The following is an 18224-nucleotide window of genomic DNA, read 5'->3' as shown; positions in this document are numbered from 1 at the left end:
GTGTTTGCTGGGGGTTTGTGGAGCGCTTTTCGGGTGGGGCCCCCGGGCGGGGCCTAGGGGGGTTGGTGGGGTCGTTGTCCCCTCCTCCTCCCCCCCCCCCCCCAAAACCCCCCCCCCCCCCCCCCCCCCCCCCCCCCCCCCCCCCCACGCGGACCCTACCCGAGCGTTGTCGGGAGCATGGCACCCGGTGCGGGTCAGAAGGTGACGTCCGAGCAGGCGTAGAAGGCGTTCGCCGTGTCGGCGACCGTCCACACCGCGAGGATCACGTGGTGACCGCTCCGGCCGCCGGGGATCGTCCCGCTGTGCGAGAGCGTGGAGGGCGGGCGCTGGTTGTTGTAGGGGACGGTGAGGAACGGCGTGGTGTCCAGGTCCGAGCGGCTGAGCGCGTGGTTCTGGTTCCATCCGCTCTTGGTGATGTAGTACTTGAAGTCGGTCGTGGCGTGCATGGCCGTGAACTGCCACCGGAAGGTGTAGCTCTGGCCGCCGGTGACCCTGGTCGTCGGCCAGGCGCCGCCGCCCGGCTTCGTCGGCTGGTTGAGCGCGCCGAAGTTGGCGTGGTTCGCCGAGCAGATCTGGCCGTCGGCCGGTCCGCTCGCGGGGAAGCCCTTGGGGCCCTCGACGCTCTGCGGCTCCCACTGGATGTCACCGCAGCCGGTCACGGTGCCGTTCTGGCAGAGCTTCTGCCGGCTGACGGGGAGGTCGGTGTAGCCGTGGCCGCTGGCACCGCCGCTGGAGAGCACCAGCGTCCCGGCCGTGGCGAGACAGACCACGCCCGCGTACCACTTCGCCTTTTTCTTGGTCGTCCGTATTCGCATGCTGCCGCTCCTGGAGAACGTGGGGGAGGTTCCGTGAGCCGTACGCGCGCACCGCGGTATTCAGGTCTAGACCAAGTCCCAGATTATTGCCGGTAGTTGAACATGTCCATACCAATCACGGCGGCAGTTCCCGGTGCTCCGCCGCACCGGGCGCCGTGCGGCTCAGGTCGCGTCCGCCGTGCGCCCCGTGCAGAACGCCACCGTCAAGTCCTTGACCAGGGCCTTGCGTTCGTAGTCGTCGAGTTCGACCAGGCCGCGCATCGTGAGCCGGGTGACCGTGTCCTCCACGGAGTCGACGACGGAGGTGAGCACGGTGTCGCGGTGCTGGGCGTCCAGCGCGGCGATCCGGCGGCGCTGCATCCGGGAGGCGACCTCGGGCGCGTACTCGACACGCGTCGGCTGCACCGAGAACACCTCCAGACCGACCGGTGCCGTGTCCGCGGCCACCAGCCGGGTCAGCGCGTCCCCGACCGCCTCGGTGTTGCGCAGCGTCGCACCGTCCTTGCCGAGCCCGCCGCGAAGCCCCGCCTGCGGGTCGGCCGGCAGCCGGGAGAGGACCCGGGCCAGCGCCGCCTCCACGCACTCGCGCAGGTACGCCTGGTGGTCGTCGACGCCGAGCGCGGCGCGCGCGGTGTCCTTGACCCGCCACACCACGAGCACCACCACCCGCAGCGCGACCCCGTTCGCGTCGACCGCGGACATCGGCTCGCTGCGCCAGTGCCGCAAGCGCACGTCGATCCGGCGGCGCAGCACCAGCGGGTTGACCCACATCAGACCGGTGCGCCGGACCGTGCCCCGGTAGCGCCCGAACAGGCCGAGCACCCAGGCCCGCCCGGCACGGCCGCGGGCCAGGCCGCCGAAACCGAACAGGCCGAGCGCCCCGGCCCCGGCGTACCCGGCCCACTGCGCGGGACCGAGCCCCGCGCCGGCGACGCCGGGGAACAGCGACGCCGGCACCGCGGCGGCGGGCAGCACTCCCGCCCACCAGGAGGTGACCAGGCAGCCGGCCACCCCGCACACCCCGGCCAGCACCCCCGCCGCTCCCGGCAGCACCCGTGCCGGGCGTTCCGCCAGTTCGGGGTCGATCTCGGGGACCGGCCGGGCCGGGACGGGTGCGGGGCGCCGGACCCGCGGCTGTTCGCCCGTACCGCGGCGGCGGCCCACCACGGCGGGCGCCACCGGTACCGAGACCGGGTGGGGGTCGTCGCGGAAGAGCAGATGGACGGGGATCTCGGTGGTCGCCTCGTTGTGGATGAGCCGGGCCGGACGCAGCACGGCCTCGGCCGCCGCCTCCAGCGGGCCGGACGGCGTCCCCTCGGACTCCGGGGTGTGAGAAGTCGTCGTAGTCATACGTGCCTCCATGCCTCCGCGCCTGGAAGTGTTGTCACGAGATGTGCCGGTACGTCGCCGCAGCGGCGCAGGGGTGCGCCCGTACGGATGCCGCCGCACCGGCGCGGTGGTGCGCCGGCGCCCGGGCCGGCGCACGGTTGCGTGGCGAGTGGTGCGTCGTGCGTGGTGCCTCAGGAGAAGAGCCGCCGCCAGGTCTCCGGTCCCGGATAGCCGTCGGCGGCGCCGCCCCGCCAGCCCTGGGCCCGCTGGAAGGCCTCGACGTTGCGCCGGTCCGCCTCACTCCAGCGCGGGCCGGGCCCCCGCGTGTAGTGCGTGCCGAACCCCTTCTCGACCAGCCGCTTCCCGAGCCGCGTGACGTACACGTTGTCCGCCCCGGGACGGAACATCGCGCGGCCCGGATAGCCGGGCACCCCGTGCGAGGAGGGGTCGGAGCCGACGGGCCCGGGGCTCCCGGCCGCCGGGATGTCCTTGCCCCGCTTCTGCACCAGGTACGACCAGGTCGTCGGCCCCGGCAGCCCGTCGGCGTCCGCCCCGCTCCAGCCCTGGGCGCGCTGGAAGGCCTGCGTGGCGCGCCGGTCCGCGTCCGACCAGCGCGGGCCCGGACCGGTGGTGTAGAAACGGGCGCCGCCCCGCGCCACCAGGAGTTGGCCCAGCCGGGTGACATGGGCGTTGTTCGCGCCCGGGCCGAAGTACCCGGCACCGGGGAAGCGCGAGGCCTCCCCGTCCGGGCCGCCGGACCCCCCGCCGTCCGGCGCGGCGGGCCCCGGGTCGCCGGGCGTCCCCCCGCTCAGCCCCTTGTACCGATAGCCGAGGTAGCGGTCGGAGTTGCTCCAGTACGCGTAGGGGGTCGACTGCTTGCGGGTGCGCGGGCGGGTCTGCTCGTACGCGATGTAGTAGGTGCGGGTGTAGTCGGCCCAGCCGCCGAAGATCACGACGTGCGAGCCGTTCTCGGGGTTGCTCGGGTTGTGGAAGAGCAGGATGTCGCCGGGCTCCAGGTTCTCCTTGGTGGTCCGCACGCCGTACGTGCCGAGGCTGCCCGTCCATTCGTTGCGGCCCAGGTTCCAGGCCATCGAGACGAATCCCGAGCAGTCCTGCCGGTACCCGTCCGACCAGTAGGCCGTCATGCTGTACGGCACTCCGGCGGTCACCCACTTCTTGGCCCGGTTGATGATCTCGGCCCGGGTGGTGGCGGGCGCCGCCAGGGTCGTCGGTCTGTCCGGACGCGCCGGTTTCCCGGCCGGACCGTGCAGCGGCGCCTTGGCGCCCTGCGGGGTGTCGGGCTCGTCGCCCGCGGGAGGGCCCGGCCGGGCCGGCGCGTGGGCGACGGCGACCGCGGGGGCCGAGTGGCCGGCGCCGAGGACGGTGCCCGCCGCCGCGGCGAGCGCGAGAGCCCCCCGCGCCGCGGGCCGGGCCGGGCCGGACGGTGGCGCGGCGGGGGCGGGGGCGCCGCCGACGCGGCGCCGGTCGGAACAGCCGGGGCAGTCGCAGTCGCTCGCGGGATCGAATTCCTCGAACACCGGAGTCTCCATGCGATTCCCCTCACACTCCAGATGGAAATGTCCGCATTTCTGCACGATCGTCAGTTTCTCAACCGTGCCCCGTTGTCGCATGTTGACGGTCCGAATGATGTACGGCACGCTCCGCGACCGCCGACTCACCGGGAGCCGACGGGCCGGACCACCTCCCGGTATCGGGTAGAGTTCTCCAGGTCAGCGCGCGCCGCTAGCTCAGTTGGTTAGAGCAGCTGACTCTTAATCAGCGGGTCCGGGGTTCGAGTCCCTGGCGGCGCACAGACAGACCGAAGGGCCCCTCGCCGATGGCGAGGGGCCCTTCGTCGTGTGCGCCGGCGCGGCGAGAGGTCCCTTCTTCGCACACACGTCCCATTCAGAGACGTATGACCGATTGCAACCTTGTTGCGCATCTTGCGATCATGTCGGACGGCATAGAACCCTGGGGCGCCAAGACGCTGCCGGTGCGGGGCGGTTGGGGCGCCTGGTCCGGTTGTGCCGCGGTGCGGGGATCGGGGATTCGCGCCACCGAGGGGTGCCGAGGGGGGCATCATGCAACCGGACGCCAACCGTTTTATGTCCATAACGGTGTAAACGATCTGGCAACGGCAGCCTGCCGCTGATGCGCCCGGGACGGTCGAGGGGGACCCGAGCGGGCGACGGAGAACCGACGACCACGCACCCGGGGTGCGTGCGGGGGGATGACTCATGACGTCGACGCCGACGGGCGCCCGACGGGACTTCGACCCGTCACAGACGACCCGGCTACGGGTGCCGGCCCACCGGACCGGCGGCTTCCGGAGGACGGGGAAGTCGCTTCCGACGTACGACTACGAGCACTACAGCCGGCTCGCCGGTCCCCTCACCCGGCCGGACCCGGACAAGCCCTACCGGGTGCAGTACCGCTCGCTGCTCTCACAGGAGCCGCACCGGCTGCGTGCCGCGCTGATGCTGGGGGCGGCCCCGCTGCTGTCGCTGGTCCTGCTGGGCTGGCTGCTCCAGCCCGACCACTGGACCGAACGCGACTATCCCGCCCACGACTTCCTGCCCGTCCTCGACACGGTGATGCTGGTCTCGATCGGTCTGATCGAGTTCTTCCGCTGCATGAACGTGCTGTCGAACGCACACGCCACCCTGGTCGCCCGCGACCCGGTCCCGGTGGTGCCCGAGACCGGCACCAGGGTCGCCTTCCTCACCTCCTTCGTGCCCGGCAAGGAACCGCTGGAGATGGTGACGAAGACCCTGCAGGCCGCCGTCCGGCTGCGCCACCGCGGCCTGCTGCACGTCTGGCTCCTCGACGAGGGCGACGACGCGGAGGTGAAGGAGGTCTGCGAGCGCCTCGGCGTGCACCACTTCTCCCGCAAGGGGGTCGAGAAGTGGAACCGGCCCAAGGGCCCGCACCGCGCCCGGACCAAGCACGGCAACTACAACGCCTGGCTGGAGGCGCACGGCGACGACTACGACTTCTTCGCCTCCGTGGACACCGACCACGTCCCGCTGCCCAACTACCTGGAGCGGATGCTCGGCTTCTTCCGCGACCCGGACGTCGGCTTCGTCATCGGCCCGCAGGTGTACGGCAACTACGACACCTTCGTCACCAAGGCCGCCGAGTCGCAGCAGTTCCTCTTCCACGCCCTGATCCAGCGCGCCGGCAACTTCTACGGCTCCCCCATGTTCGTGGGCACCTCCAACGCCGTGCGCATCCGGGCGCTGAAGCAGATCGGCGGGCTCTACGACTCGATCACCGAGGACATGGCGACCGGCTTCGAGATCCACCGCGCCAGGAACCCGGTGACCGGCCGGAAGTGGCGCTCGGTCTACACACCCGATGTGCTCGCCGTCGGCGAGGGCCCGAACGCCTGGACGGACTTCTTCACCCAGCAGCTGCGCTGGTCCCGGGGCACCTACGAGACGATCCTCAAGCAGTACTGGAAGGGCTTCTTCTCGCTGCCCCCGGGCAAGCTCTTCAACTACACGATGATGATCATCTTCTACCCGATGTCCGCCCTCAACTGGATCCTCGCGGCACTGAGTTGCGCGCTCTTCCTCGGGCTCGGCGCCTCGGGCGTGAACATCGACCCGACGATCTGGCTGATGCTGTACGGCAACGCCTCCGCGCTGCAGATCGGGCTCTACATCTGGAACCGCCGGCACAACGTCTCCCCGCACGAGCCCGAGGGATCGGGCGGCGTGGCCGGCATGGCGATGTCCGCGCTGTCCGCGCCGATCTACGCCCGCTCGCTGATGGACGCCGTGCTGCGCCGCAAGAGCGGCTTCGTGGTGACGCCGAAGGGGGATTCGGCCAGCCCCGACACCCTCTTCGGGACCTTCCGGATCCATCTGTTCTTCCTTCTCGTCTTCGCCGGTTCGACGACGGCGTCCTTCCTCTACGGGCACGCCCACCCGGCCATGATCACCTGGGCGTCCTTCGCCCTGCTGATCACCGCGTCACCGATCCTCATCTGGCGCTGGACCCTGCGGCAGGAGCGGCGGCGGCCGGCCGCGGCCCCGCCGCGGGACGCGGTGCCGCCCGGAGCCGTACCGGCCGCCCCGCACGCGCCGCGGCCCCGGCCGACATGGGCGGCCGAGGGGGACCGGGAGAGCCGGGGAGGCGGCGACCAGACCGTGCAGATCGCTCTTGGGGGACGTGAGAAATGAAAGACCGTGCAGGCCGGCGCCGCGCTCGCCGCCTCGCGATAGGCGCGACGGTGGTCCTCGCGCTGGCCGGGATGAACGGGCCCTGGCTGTACCGCTTCGGGACGGAGCAGTACCACGAGTACAAGATCGACCGGCCGGAGTACAAGGCCGACAACGGGCACTGGGACATCGTCCGATTCCCCGAGAAGTACCGGCAGAACACGATCCACGCCGCCCTGCTGCACACCGGCAAGGTGCTGCTGATCGCGGGCTCGGGCAACGACCAGGACAACTTCGACGCCAAGAGGTTCGACACCCGGATCTGGGACCCGGTCGCGGGCACGGTCAGGAAGGTGGAGACACCCAAGGACCTGTTCTGCACGGGGCACACCCAGCTCGGCAACGGCCACCTGCTGATCGCGGGGGGCACCAAGCGGTACGAGAAGCTGAAGGGTGACGTCACCAAGGCCGGCGGCCTGATGATCGTCCACAACGAGAACCCGGACGAGCCGGTGACGCTGCCCGCGGGCACCGCGTTCACCGGCCGGAAGAACGGCCGGACCTTCGTCTCCAAGGATCCGGTGCTCGTGCCGCGCGCCAAGAAGGTCTTCGACCGGGCGACCGGCCGCTTCCTGCGCAACGACCCCGGTCTCGGCCGCATCTACGTCGAGGCGCAGAAGAGCGGCGCCCGGTACGAGACGGGAACCCAGGACAACTACCGCGTCCGCGGCCTGACCGGCGACGACGCCCGCAACACGTACGGCATCGCGCAGAAACTGGCGCTCGACAAGAAGGACTTCCAGGGCATCCGGGACGCCTTCGAGTTCGACCCGGTCGCCGAGAAGTACATCAAGGTCGACCCGATGAAGGAGGCCCGCTGGTACCCGACGCTGACCACGCTGAGCGACGGCCGGATCCTCGGCCTCTCCGGCCTCGACGAGATCGGCCAGCTCGTCCCCGGCAAGAACGAGGTCTTCGACCCGAGGACCCGGAAGTGGGCGTACACCGAGGGCGTCCGCCAGTTCCCGACCTATCCGGCGATCACCCTGATGCAGAACGGCAAGCTGTTCTACTCGGGGTCCAACGCCGGCTACGGCCCGGACGACGTCGGACGCGACCCGGGTGTCTGGGACCTGGACCGCAACAGGTTCACCAGGATCCCGGGCATGAGCGACCCCGACCTGCTGGAGACCTCCGGCACGGTCCTGCTGCCGCCCGCGCAGGACGAGACGTACATGGTCATCGGGGGCGGCGGGGTCGGTGAGTCGGACAAGGCCAGCCGCAGGACCCGGATCGTCGATCTGCTGGCCCCCCACCCCCGGTTCACGGACGGGCCGCGGCTGGAGAAGGGAACCCGGTATCCGCAGTACTCGATCCTGCCCGACGACACCGTGCTCGTGTCCGGGGGCTCCGAGGACTACCGCGGGCGCGGCGCCTCCGACATCCTCCAGGCACGGATCTACGACCGGAAGAGGCGGACGTTCGACCGGGTGGCCGACCCGCTGGTGGGCCGCAACTACCACGCGGGGTCGATCCTGCTGCCCGACGGCCGGGTGATGTTCTTCGGTTCCGACCCGCTGTACGGCGACGCGGCCGACACCGAGCCCGGCGAGTTCGAGCAGCGCATCGAGATCTACACCCCGCCGTATCTGTACCGGGGCGCGCGGCCCTCGCTCTCCGGCGGGCCGAGGACAATCGCGCGCGGCGCCTCGGCGGCGTTCACGTCGGCGCGTTCCTCGGCCGTGCGGACGGCCCGGCTGATCCGGCCGAGCGCGTCCACCCACGTCACCGACACCGACCAGCGCTCCATCGCCCTGGAGTTCGTCCGGACGCGGGGCGGGATCACGGTGACCATCCCGAAGAACCGGAATCTGGTGCCGTCCGGCTGGTACATGCTGTTCGTGACGGACACTCAGGGGACACCGAGCAAGGCGCGGTGGGTGCGGGTGCCCTGAGGCCGGCCCGGCGGCCGGCGGAAAGGGGCGCCCTCCGAGGAGTCCGGAGGGCGCCCCTTCCGTGCGTGGAGCGGGCTACCGGGTCGCCTTCGCCAGTCCCATCGCGTACGAGGGCCACCACTCGCCCGCCTTCGGGCCGCCCTTGCAGGTGCCGTCCGACTCGCCGGGTCGCTTCACCCACAGATAGGCGTCGACGAGCGGGTCGTCGGTCCTCGTGGTCGGCGCCTCGCCCAGCGCGCGCCCCGGCGGGTTGCACCAGTTCTCGTCCGCCTTGCCGCCGGTGTACGGCCCGTTGCCGTTGCGGCTGGTGTCGATCACGAAGTGCTTGCCGCCGACCTTCGCGGACAGCTGCCTGCCGTAGGCGAGGGAGTCCTCGGTCGAGTAGAAGTTGGAGACGTTGACCGCGAAGCCGTCGGCCCGGTCGACGCCGACCCGCCGGAGCGGCTCGAAGATCTGGTCGGGGTGGCCCCAGCCCGCGTTGCCCGCGTCCAGATAGACCTTGGTGTTCTTGAGGGCCTTGAGCTCCGTGACGGCGTCCTCGAGCAGGTCGAAGCGCTCCTCGTGGAACTCCTGCGGGGTGCACCGGTTCACCACGTGCAGGATCGCGTCCGGTTCGAGGATCACCGTGGCGGAGCGGTCCCCGATGCCGCGGGCGACGGCCTCGACCCAGGTCCGGTAGGCGTCGCCGTCCGCGGCCCCGCCCCGGGAGAACTGGCCGCAGTCGCGGTGCGGGATGTTGTAGAGGACGAGAAGCGCCGACCGGTCGGCCTTCTCGGCCGCCTCGGTGAAGCCCCGCGCCTCCTCCTCCGGGTTCTCGGGGCCGATCCACTCGGCGGTCGGCTGCTCGGCGATCTTGCGGATCTGCTCGGCCGCGCCCTTCCGGCCCGCCTTCTCGTAGGCGGCCACCTGCCCGGCCGCGTTGCCGTCGGGATTGACCCAGTACGGATCCGAGTGCTTCGGCTGCTGGGTGATCCCGGGGCCGGGCCCGCCCTCCTCGCCGCCGTCGCCCCCGGCGGAGGAACACCCCGCGAGCAGCAGCGCCGCCCCCGCCGCCACGGACACCCGTGCCGCCCTGGAGGCGAGTAAGGAAACTGCCCCCGTGCCGCCGTACATGCCACTCCCCCTCGGTGCACCGTCCGAAAGCAGCAATCCTGACATAGGCGGCGGGTCGCCACGAGGCCGTCGGAATCCTTGTCGGAGAGCTGTTACAGCCCGGGGCACACACCAACAGCCGGGCCGGGCGGGGACGTTCCTCCCAGCCCCTGCGGCGGCCGGTGCGGCCGCCGCACGGCACGGACCGGCCTCCCGACGGCCCGTCACGCACAGGCAGCAGAGGCGGACTTGGCGTCAACCTCCCCCTAGGCCGCAGCGCTCATCCGCTCTAGAGTCGTTCCGAACGGCCCCGGTCCCCGCCCGGTTGCACTCTCCACGAGGTCAGCACGGGCCCCAGAACCTCCCGCGCCGGTCGCCGGGTTACTCCCGCAGCCCGAGCGCGCGCGGTCGAGGACCAGTCCGGCCGACGGCTCCAGGGGGAGCGGGTCGTCGGCCGGGCCGGGAAGGGTCAGTGACCGCTGCCCGTCAGGTACGCGGACACGACCACGTTCGCCGTGTACGCGCGGCTGGCCCGGTCGAAGGTGCCGCCGCAGGTCACGAGCCGCAGTTCGGCCCGTCCCGACCTGCGGGCCCCGTAGGCCTGCCGGGCGTCGAAGCGGTCCCGCGGGATGACCTGGACGTCGTCGACGGTGAACTCGGCGACGGTGCCGTCGTCGCGGACCACCCGGACCTTGTCGCCGGGCCGCACCGAGCTGAGCTTGTAGAAGACGGCGGGCCGGGTCTCGGTGTCGACGTGCCCCACGAAGAGGGCCGTCCCGGCCGCGCCCGGCTTCACACCGGCCGCGTACCAGCCGACCAGGCCCGGCCGGTCGTACGGCGGCGGCTCGATCGCTCCCTGCGCGTCCAGGCCACCGGCCACCACCGGTGCCTGGATGCGCAGAGCCGGCACGTCGACGCGCTGCGGCTTCGCGGGCTTCAACGGCTTGTGGGCGGGCGGCAGTTCGACGCCCCACGGCCGGCCGACGGCGGCCACGTCACCCGTGGTCGGCGGCGACATGCCCTGCCGAACATCGGTCACCTCGCGGCCCCACAGCCACAGCCCGAGCACCAGTACCGCCCAGGCGACGCCCGTCGTCAGGCGCCCGGTGCCGGAAGAACGCTCCCGGTCGGACATGGCCCGTCCCCTACTCGCCGCCGCGGCCCCGGCGGGCGCTGCGCACCGCGACGGCCACCGCGGCGGCGCTCGCGAGCACCAGGCCGATCACGGCCTGCCGGGTGCCGGGGCCGGTGGACCGGGTGTCCACGGACGCGTAGTGGGCGGTGCCGCCGCCGCCCGCCTGCACGGGCGCGACCGGCGAGGCGGGGGCGAGGGACGCGGGCCGCTCCGGACGCTCCGACGGGCGGGGCGGCCGGATCGAGGCGGCGTGGCTCGGGCCGTCCGCCCGGGCGACGGTGAGCGTGCCCCTGACCTTGTCGTCGACGCCGTCGCAGGCGACCTTGATGTCATAGGTGCCGGGCCGCAGCGAGGAGCGCACCCGCGTCTCCCCGACGAGCGCGCCGTGCCCGCCCGTGAGCCGGGCGTCCGCGACGAACGCACGGGATTTCGCGGTGCCCGTCTTCGCCTTGCAGCCGGTCGCCCGCAGGGTGATGTCGCCGCCGGGGGCCGGGGGCGAGGGGGTGACGGAGACGCCGGCGTCGCCCGCGTAGGCCGCGGGAGTGAGGGCGGCGGTCAGCACCGCCCCGGCACAGAGAGTGAGTCGCAGTGAACCCATCGTGAAACCTCCAGACACCTGGAGACTCCTCCTCCGGGACGGCCGCCGCATCCCGGGGAGGGCAATCGCTGCTCCGTTCGAGCGGATTTCCGCCGCCCGAGGCATGGAACGCGGCTCAGATGCGGTCGACCAGGTCCGCGATGGAGTCCACGACCTTGGAGGGGCGGTAGGGATAGCGCTCGATCTCCGCGGGCGTGGTCAGGCCGGTCAGCACCAGGAACGTCTCCATCCCGGCCTCCAGCCCGGCGAGGACGTCGGTGTCCATCCGGTCGCCGATCATGGCGCTGCTCTCCGAGTGCGCCCCGATGGCGTTCAGCCCGGTCCGCATCATCAGCGGGTTGGGCTTGCCCGCGAAGTAGGGCTGCTTGCCGGTCGCCTTGGTGATCAGCGCGGCGACCGCGCCGGTGGCGGGCAGCGGGCCCTCGGTGGACGGGCCGGTCTCGTCGGGGTTGGTGCAGATGAAGCGGGCGCCGCCGTTGATCAGCCGGACCGCCTTGGTCATCGCCTCGAAGGAGTACGTGCGGGTCTCGCCGAGGACCACGTAGTCCGGCTCGTGGTCCGTGAGCACGTACCCGATGTCGTGCAGCGCGGTGGTCAGGCCGGCCTCGCCGATGACGTACGCCGTGCCGCCGGGCCGCTGGTCCTCCAGGAACTTGGCGGTGGCCAGCGCGGACGTCCAGATGTTCTCGACCGGCACGTCCAGGCCCATCCGCTGCAGCCTGGCGTGCAGGTCGCGGGCGGTGTAGATCGAGTTGTTGGTCAGCACCAGGAAGGGCCGCCCGGATTCGCGGAGCTTCTTGATGAAGGCGTCGGCGCCGGGGATCGGCACACCCTCGTGGATCAGGACACCGTCCATGTCGGTGAGCCACGATTCGATGGGCTTGCGGTCTGCCATGCCGTTCTCCCTGCCGTACGCGGTGCTGCGTGGGCCACAGCCTAGCGATCAGTCGCCGACCGGCGTCCGCCGGTTCACGACGCGGTCGTGGCGGTTCCGGTCGCTCCCGGTCCGGTTCGGGCGGTCCGGCGACACAGCCGCGGTGCTCCGCCGATCGAGGGGACCTGTGAGGCCGTCCGGGGCCTTGCGGGCGTGGCGGCTCCGGAGGCGGGGCGCAGATGGCAGGTCATATGTTCATGCGACTGCGCACGTCCCTGTCCCTCACCGTTGCCGCCACGGCCGTCCTCGTCGGCGGCCCCGTTCCCGGCGCGACCGGGCTCGACGCCCCCTCGGCCGCGCCCCCCGCGGTCCTCGCCGCTCCGGCCCCCGAACGCCGCCCCTCCTGCGCCGATCCGGACGGCCGCGCCTTTCCCCTCACCACCCGCCTGCGCGGCGGGCCCGACGTCTACCAGACCGGCGGCGCCGACGGGACCTGGTTCCTCGACCTCACCAACACCACCGCCCACTCCTGCGGGGACATCCACCCCGTCGTGATCCTCGTCGACGAGAAGCGGCAGCTGCGCCCGTCCCAGGTGCGGCTGGAGTTCTTCGAGGGGACGCGGGCCCACCCGGTCTCCTTCGAGCGCACGGACGAGGACGAACTGGTCGGCGCCTTCGACGGCTTCCCCGGGTTCACCGTGGCGCCCGGGCGGACGCTGAAGGTGAAGGTGCGGCTCACCGTCACCTCCGCCGCCGTCGCACCGAACGACGTCGTGGTGAACGCCGCCGTGGTGCACCGGCACCGCGACGACGGCGACTGGGTGGGGCAGTCCAACGACTACCGCTTCCGCATCGACGGGCGGCCCGACAGCCCGCAGGACGGTACGGGAACCACGTCTCCCCCGGCCGCGACCGGTACGGCGTCCACCGCGCCGGCCGGGTCCGCCCCGCCCTCGGCCGCGGCGTCGGCTGCCGCCTCGGCCTCCGGGGCGGCCACCGGCTCCGGCGGCACCGACCCGGGAGAGGACACGTCGGCGGCCGACGAACTGGCGTCCACCGGCCCCGGCGCTGCGCACGGCATCGGCCTGCTGATCGGCGGGCTGCTGCTCGTGGCGGGCGGGGCGCTCCTCATGGCCTCACGCCGACTGCTGCGGGACGGCGACTGAGCCCGGGCCGGGTCGGGCGGCCCCAGGGCAGGCGCGGACCGCCCGCCCCCGCACGCCCACCGCATCGGACGTACACCGACCCGACCTCGCACCGACACCGCGCGGACACGGAGACCCCAGAGCCGGGACGGACGCCCCCGGCCGACTCAAACCCGGGCGCGCCGCACACCACACGTACGCCGCCCGACCTCGCACCGACCACCACGCCGACACGGAGAGCCCGGGGCCGGGGCGAACGGCCCCCGCGGACGGATCAGGCCGTCCGGCGGCGCACGCCCACCGTCGGGCGTACGGCGGTGGCGCGTCCGTGCCGTGTCCCGGACCTCGTCGACGTCCGCCCGCCGAGGTCCTGCGGGACGGCCGGCCGGGGCGGGGCACCGCGGCTCACCCGTCGGCCCGCCCGAAGAGCGGCGCGAGGCAGAGCTGGGCCGCGCCCTCCGCCACGGCCCGGGCGCCGCCGGGCGCCGGGCGCACCGGGACCGCCGCGTCCAGGCCGCCGCGCCGGGCGCGCTCGTCGAGGACGGCGCCGACCCCCCGTACGAAGGACTCCTCGTGGGCGGCGACGGTGCGGCCGCCGAGGAGCACCAGGTCGATGTCGAGCAGTCCGGCGAGGTTCGCGGCGCCCGCCCCGAGGACCTGTGCCGCCTCGTCCACGGCACCGCGCGCCACCGCGGCGAGGCACAGCGCCTCGATGCAGCCGTGGTTGCCGCAGCCGCACAGCGGTCCGCCCAGCTGGATGACCTGGTGCCCGAACTCCCCCGCACCGGTCCGCGCGCCCCGGTGCACCGCCCCGCCGATGACCAGGCCGGCCCCGAGGCCCGTACCGAGATGCAGATAGGCGAAGGACCCGTGGCCGGACCCGGCGGCCCCGGCGACCGCGAGGTTGAGGGCGGCCGCGTTGGTGTCCTTGTCCACGACCACCGGCATGCCGAGCCGTCCCGCGAGCGCCTCCCGCAGCGGGAAGCCGTCCCACTCCGGGAACCCGGTGACCCGGTGCAGCACCCCGCGGGCATGGTCGAGCGGGCCGGGCAGCGCGACCCCGGCGCCCAGCACGGAGGCGGCTCCCGGCATCCCCGCGAGCAGGGCCGCCACCTCCCGCGCCGCCCCCGCGACGACCGCGTCCGCCCCCGAGCCGAGGTCCAGCGGGGAGCGCCGCTCCGCGGCCACCGCTCCCGTGAGGTCGCACAGGACCGCCGTCAACTCGTCCCGGTCCAGGTGGAGGCCGACCGCATGGCCCGCCTCGGGAACCAGCCGCAGCACCGTGCGCGGTTTGCCGCCCGTCGAGGCACGCCGGCCCGCCTCCGCCGCCAGGCCGTCCGCCCGCAGCCGTGCGGTGATCTTGCTGACGGCCTGCGGGGTCAGCCCGGTCCGCTCGGCGAGTTCGAGACGGCTGATGCCGGCGGGGCCCGCCGTGCGCAGCAGGTCGAGCACCAGCGCCGCGTTGTGGCTGCGCACCGCCGGCAGGTTCACCCCCGCCTCCGCTCCGCGCCCGCGCACCCCCGACCCGTTCACTTCCGACTCCGCGCTGGTCCTGTTCACGTACGCCATTGTCCCCCGCGCTTGCACTTTGGCAACAGCGTTGCGAAAGTGGAGGCATGACAGGCAGCAGCAGCACCGGCACAGGACCCGGCCCCGGCACCCCCCTCCGCGTGGGCCTCATCGGCTACGGCCTCGCGGGCTCCGTCTTCCACGCCCCGCTGATCGCCGCGACCGAGGGCCTCGCCCTGGACACGGTCGTCACCTCGAACCCGGAGCGGCAGCAGCAGGCCCGGGCCGAGTTCGGCGACGGCCTCCGGTTCGCCGCCGCGCCCGACGAGCTGTGGGCGCGTGCCGACGAGCTGGATCTGGTCGTCATCGCCTCCCCGAACAAGACGCACGTCCCGCTCGCCACCGCCGCCCTGAAGGCGGGCCTGTCGGTCGTCGTCGACAAGCCCGTCGCCGGCACGGCGGCCGAGGCGCGCGAGCTGGCAGCGCTGGCCGACGAACGCGGTCTGCTCCTGTCGGTCTTCCAGAACCGCCGCTGGGACAACGACTTCCTGACCCTGCGCAAGCTCGTCGAAGAGGGCGAGCTGGGCGACGTCTTCCGCTTCGAGTCCCGCTTCGAACGCTGGCGCCCCGAGCTCAAGGGCGGCTGGCGCGAGTCCGGCGACCCGGCGGAGATCGGAGGTCTGCTCTACGACCTCGGCAGCCACGTCGTCGACCAGGCGCTGACCCTGTTCGGTCCGGCGGCGCAGGTGTACGCCGAGTCGGACGTGCGCCGCGCGGGCGCCGAGGCCGACGACGACACGTTCTTCGCGATCACGCACGTGAACGGCGTCCGGTCCCACCTCTACGTCTCCGCGACCACCGCCCAACTGGGCCCGCGCTTCCGCGTCCTGGGCTCACGGGCCGGTTATGTGAAGTACGGCCTCGACCCGCAGGAGGCGGCGCTGCGCGAGGGCCGGCGTCCCGGCAGCACGGCCGAGTGGGGCGTCGAGCCCGAGACCCTGTGGGGACACGTCGGATCCGGCGAGTCCCCGCTCACCGGCGGCGGCCGCCCGGAGCCCACGCTGCGGGGCGCGTACCCGGCGTACTACGAGGCGGTGGCCGCGGCCCTGCGCGAGGGCGGCCCGAACCCGGTCACGGCGTACGAGGCGGCCGACGCCCTCGACGTCCTGGAGGCGGCTCGGCGCTCCGCCCGCGACGGGTCGGCGGTGACGCTGTGAGCACCTCGACGACCGCTCCGACGATCCCCGAACTGGAGGAGCAGGAGCGCCGGCTGACGCTCCCGCGCTTCACGTACGACGATGCCTGGGCCCTCGGCTCGCTGCTCGTCGAGCTGGCCCGGGAGCGCGGCGCGCCGGTCGCCGTGGACATCCGCCGCGGCGGGCAGCAGCTGTTCCACGCCGCGCTGCCCGGCTCGACCCCCGACAACGACGCGTGGATCGACCGCAAGCGCCGCGTCGTCGAGCGCTACGGCTGCTCCTCGTACCTGGTCGGAGCCCGTTTCCGGGCCAAGGGCACCACGTTCGAGGAGTCCTCGCGCCTGGACCCCGACCGGTACGCGGCCCACGGCGGGGCGTTCCCGATCGCCGTGGAGGGCGCGGGAGTCGTCGGCACGGTGGTCGTCTCGGGGCTGCCGCAGGTGGAGGACCACCTGATGGTCGTCGAGGCGCTGGAGCACTTCAAGGGCTGAGCAGGGCACCGGCCCCGCCCCCTCCCCCCGACCGGCCGGGGGCGCCCCCTCTCCCCCGAGGGCGCCCCCGGCCTTCCTCCCGCTCAGGCGTCCTTGAGCTCCTGGCGCTGCCGCCCCAGGCCCTCGATCTCCAGCTCCACCACGTCACCGGCCCGCAGGAAGGGCTTCGGCTCGGGCTGCCCGAGCGCGACGCCGGCGGGCGTGCCCGTGTTGATGACGTCGCCCGGGTAGAGGGTCATGAACCGGCTGACGTAGCGGACCACCTCGGCGACCGGGAAGATCTGCTCGGCGGTCGTGCCGTCCTGCTTGAGCTCCCCGTTGACCCACAGTTTCAGCGAGAGCGCCTGCGGGTCGGGCACCTCGTCCGCCGTCACCAGCCACGGGCCGAGCGGGTTGAACGTCTCGCAGTTCTTGCCCTTGTCCCAGGTGCCGCCGCGCTCGATCTGGAACTCGCGCTCGGAGACATCGTGCGCCACCGCGTACCCGGCGACGTGCGCGAGTGCCTCCTCGTGGGTCTCCAGGTAGCGGGCCGTACGGCCGATCACGACGGCCAGCTCCACCTCCCAGTCGGTCTTCACCGAGCCCCGCGGCACGAGCACCGTGTCGTGCGGTCCGACCACCGTGTCCGCCGCCTTGAAGAAGATCACCGGCTCGGCGGGCGGCTCCGCGCCGGTCTCCCGCGCGTGGTCGTGGTAGTTCAGCCCGATGCACACGACCTTGCCGATCCGGGCCACCGGCGGCCCGACGCGCAGCCCGGCCGCGTCCAGCTCCGCGAGCTCGCCGGCCTCGGCCGCGGCACGGATCCGGCCGAGTGCCTCGTCGTCGGCGAGCAGCGCTCCGTCGATGTCCGGCACGACTCCCGACAGGTCCCGCAGGGTGCCCTGGGCGTCGAGCAGCGCCGGCCGCTCCGCCCCCGCCGTACCGACTCGCAGCAGCTTCATGATCACAATCTCCTTCGATCGCGGCAGCCCGACCGATGGGTGCAGCCATCGGAGGACTTGGTCGATCCTCCAAGCTGGGCGTCCAGTCCGCAATACCCCGTTCACGGACTGGACCGTAACCGGCGGGACCGCCCCTCGCGCCCCGCCGTCAGACCAGGGCGGCGGCCGCCGGAGCCGCTCCCGGCATGTCGCGGTACAGCACCGCCCGCTCCACCGCGCTCCACGTCGTACTGGTGACGACGTACAGCGCGGCGGCCAGCGGCACGACCGCCACCGTGAAGAGCGTGAAGAAGGACATGAACGGCACCACCTTGTTGATCGCGCCGAGGCCGGGTACCTGCTCGCCGCCGGTGGCCGGGGCGGGCGCGGCGGCCATCATCCGCCGCGTGCGGCGGTAGTTGAAGGTGGCGACCACGGCGACGATCGCGAAGAGCCCGAGGTAGACGAGCCCCTGCGCGCCGAGGAGCCCGCCGTCCCCCAGGGCGTCCGCCCACCGGCCGCCGAGCGGGGCGCCGAACAGCGTGTGCCCGAGCAGCGCGTTGGCCTCGCCGCCGATCGTCGTGCTGGAGAACAGGTGGTAGAGCAGGAAGAAGGCCGGCATCTGGAAGAGGCTCGGCAGGCAGCCGGAGAGCGGTGACACCTTCTCCTGGGCGTGCAGTTCCAGGAGGGCCTTCTGGAACTTCTCTTGGTTCCTGCCGTGCTTCTCGCGCAGCGCGGCGATCTGCGGCTGAAGCCTGGCACGGGCCCGCTGCCCGCGCGCCGACGCCCGGGACAGCGGATGCACCAGGAGGCGTACGAGGGCGGTGAACAGGACGATCGCGGCGGCCGCCGCGGAGGCGTGGAACAGCGGCTGGAGCAGGTCGGCCAACCGCTCCACCAGGGTCGCGAAAACGGACATGAAAGCGGACATGGGTGAGCCCTCCGGGGGTCTCGTCGTGCCGGACGTGAGGAGATCGGCAGGACGGCCCGCGCGGGTAC

15 protein-coding genes and 1 tRNA gene are annotated in these 18224 nt (G+C 72.9%); 6 read left to right on the top strand and 10 right to left on the bottom strand.

Annotation, left to right across the window (positions count from 1 at the left end):
* Positions 1-194: 194 nt before the first annotated feature.
* From ACZ4NT_RS19480 to ACZ4NT_RS19470, 3 genes are all read right to left on the bottom strand, one after another.
* On the bottom strand, positions 195-815 hold the full coding sequence (locus ACZ4NT_RS19480; RefSeq protein WP_121402804.1) for a lytic polysaccharide monooxygenase: 621 nt from the start codon (positions 813-815) through the stop codon (positions 195-197).
* Between the two features lie 162 nt (positions 816-977).
* Entirely contained in the window at positions 978-2165 is a 1188-nt protein-coding gene (locus ACZ4NT_RS19475; RefSeq protein ID WP_467726520.1) for an SPFH domain-containing protein, read from the bottom strand.
* Positions 2166-2335: 170 nt separating this feature from the next.
* Positions 2336-3694: a peptidoglycan-binding protein gene (locus ACZ4NT_RS19470; RefSeq protein ID WP_467726518.1), complete on the bottom strand. Its 1359-nt coding sequence runs from the start codon at positions 3692-3694 to the stop codon at positions 2336-2338.
* A gap of 187 nt (positions 3695-3881) precedes the next feature.
* Here ACZ4NT_RS19470 and ACZ4NT_RS19465 point away from each other — a divergent pair.
* The 3 genes from ACZ4NT_RS19465 (at position 3882) to glxA (ending at position 8265) form a co-directional block, all read left to right on the top strand.
* Positions 3882-3955 (top strand) — tRNA-Lys (locus ACZ4NT_RS19465).
* A 426-nt stretch (positions 3956-4381) separates the two neighbouring features.
* On the top strand, positions 4382-6331 hold the full coding sequence (locus tag ACZ4NT_RS19460) for a glycosyltransferase family 2 protein (RefSeq protein ID WP_121402798.1): 1950 nt from the start codon (positions 4382-4384) through the stop codon (positions 6329-6331).
* Positions 6328-8265 (top strand): radical copper oxidase GlxA, encoded by a 1938-nt coding sequence (glxA, locus tag ACZ4NT_RS19455; protein WP_467726516.1) that lies wholly within the window; start codon positions 6328-6330, stop codon positions 8263-8265. The genes ACZ4NT_RS19460 and glxA overlap by 4 nt, the downstream gene beginning before the upstream one ends.
* Positions 8266-8340: 75 nt before the next feature.
* On the opposite strand, the gene ACZ4NT_RS19450 is transcribed toward glxA, so the two are convergent.
* The 4 genes from ACZ4NT_RS19450 to ACZ4NT_RS19435 form a co-directional block, all read right to left on the bottom strand.
* Positions 8341-9378, bottom strand: coding sequence for a glycoside hydrolase family 6 protein (locus tag ACZ4NT_RS19450; RefSeq protein ID WP_121402794.1), 1038 nt, complete (start codon positions 9376-9378; stop codon positions 8341-8343).
* A 448-nt stretch (positions 9379-9826) separates the two neighbouring features.
* Positions 9827-10492, bottom strand: a complete 666-nt coding sequence (locus tag ACZ4NT_RS19445) for a class F sortase (RefSeq protein WP_121402793.1) — start codon at positions 10490-10492, stop codon at positions 9827-9829.
* A 10-nt stretch (positions 10493-10502) separates the two neighbouring features.
* A complete protein-coding gene (locus ACZ4NT_RS19440; protein WP_121402791.1) occupies positions 10503-11090 on the bottom strand; it encodes a hypothetical protein in 588 nt (195 codons plus the stop codon).
* A gap of 115 nt (positions 11091-11205) precedes the next feature.
* On the bottom strand, positions 11206-11985 hold the full coding sequence (locus tag ACZ4NT_RS19435) for an HAD-IIA family hydrolase (protein ID WP_121402789.1): 780 nt from the start codon (positions 11983-11985) through the stop codon (positions 11206-11208).
* A 236-nt stretch (positions 11986-12221) separates the two neighbouring features.
* On the opposite strand from ACZ4NT_RS19435, the gene ACZ4NT_RS19430 reads away from it, so the two are divergent.
* A complete protein-coding gene (locus tag ACZ4NT_RS19430; RefSeq protein ID WP_467726512.1) occupies positions 12222-13130 on the top strand; it encodes a hypothetical protein in 909 nt (302 codons plus the stop codon).
* A 384-nt stretch (positions 13131-13514) separates the two neighbouring features.
* On the opposite strand, the gene ACZ4NT_RS19425 is transcribed toward ACZ4NT_RS19430, so the two are convergent.
* Positions 13515-14678 (bottom strand): ROK family transcriptional regulator, encoded by a 1164-nt coding sequence (locus tag ACZ4NT_RS19425; RefSeq protein ID WP_121402786.1) that lies wholly within the window; start codon positions 14676-14678, stop codon positions 13515-13517.
* A gap of 47 nt (positions 14679-14725) precedes the next feature.
* Between ACZ4NT_RS19425 and ACZ4NT_RS19420 the strand changes: the two genes are divergently transcribed.
* Together ACZ4NT_RS19420 and ACZ4NT_RS19415 are read left to right on the top strand one after the other, a co-directional pair.
* Positions 14726-15835 (top strand): Gfo/Idh/MocA family oxidoreductase, encoded by a 1110-nt coding sequence (locus tag ACZ4NT_RS19420; RefSeq protein ID WP_121402784.1) that lies wholly within the window; start codon positions 14726-14728, stop codon positions 15833-15835.
* Positions 15832-16305 (top strand): heme-degrading domain-containing protein, encoded by a 474-nt coding sequence (locus tag ACZ4NT_RS19415; RefSeq protein ID WP_121402781.1) that lies wholly within the window; start codon positions 15832-15834, stop codon positions 16303-16305. Before ACZ4NT_RS19420 ends, ACZ4NT_RS19415 begins: the two co-directional genes overlap by 4 nt.
* Positions 16306-16388: 83 nt before the next feature.
* Here ACZ4NT_RS19415 and ACZ4NT_RS19410 read toward each other — a convergent pair whose 3' ends face one another.
* Positions 16389-17246: a fumarylacetoacetate hydrolase family protein gene (locus ACZ4NT_RS19410; RefSeq protein ID WP_121402780.1), complete on the bottom strand. Its 858-nt coding sequence runs from the start codon at positions 17244-17246 to the stop codon at positions 16389-16391.
* 148 nt (positions 17247-17394) lie between these two features.
* Positions 17395-18144, bottom strand: coding sequence for a YidC/Oxa1 family membrane protein insertase (locus ACZ4NT_RS19405; protein WP_121404709.1), 750 nt, complete (start codon positions 18142-18144; stop codon positions 17395-17397).
* Positions 18145-18224: the final 80 nt, after the last annotated feature.

This window comes from Streptomyces sp. NPDC026417, from assembly GCF_055567695.1.
Note: the sequence above shows the minus strand (reverse complement) of the source record. Positions and strands in the feature narration are given on the sequence as shown.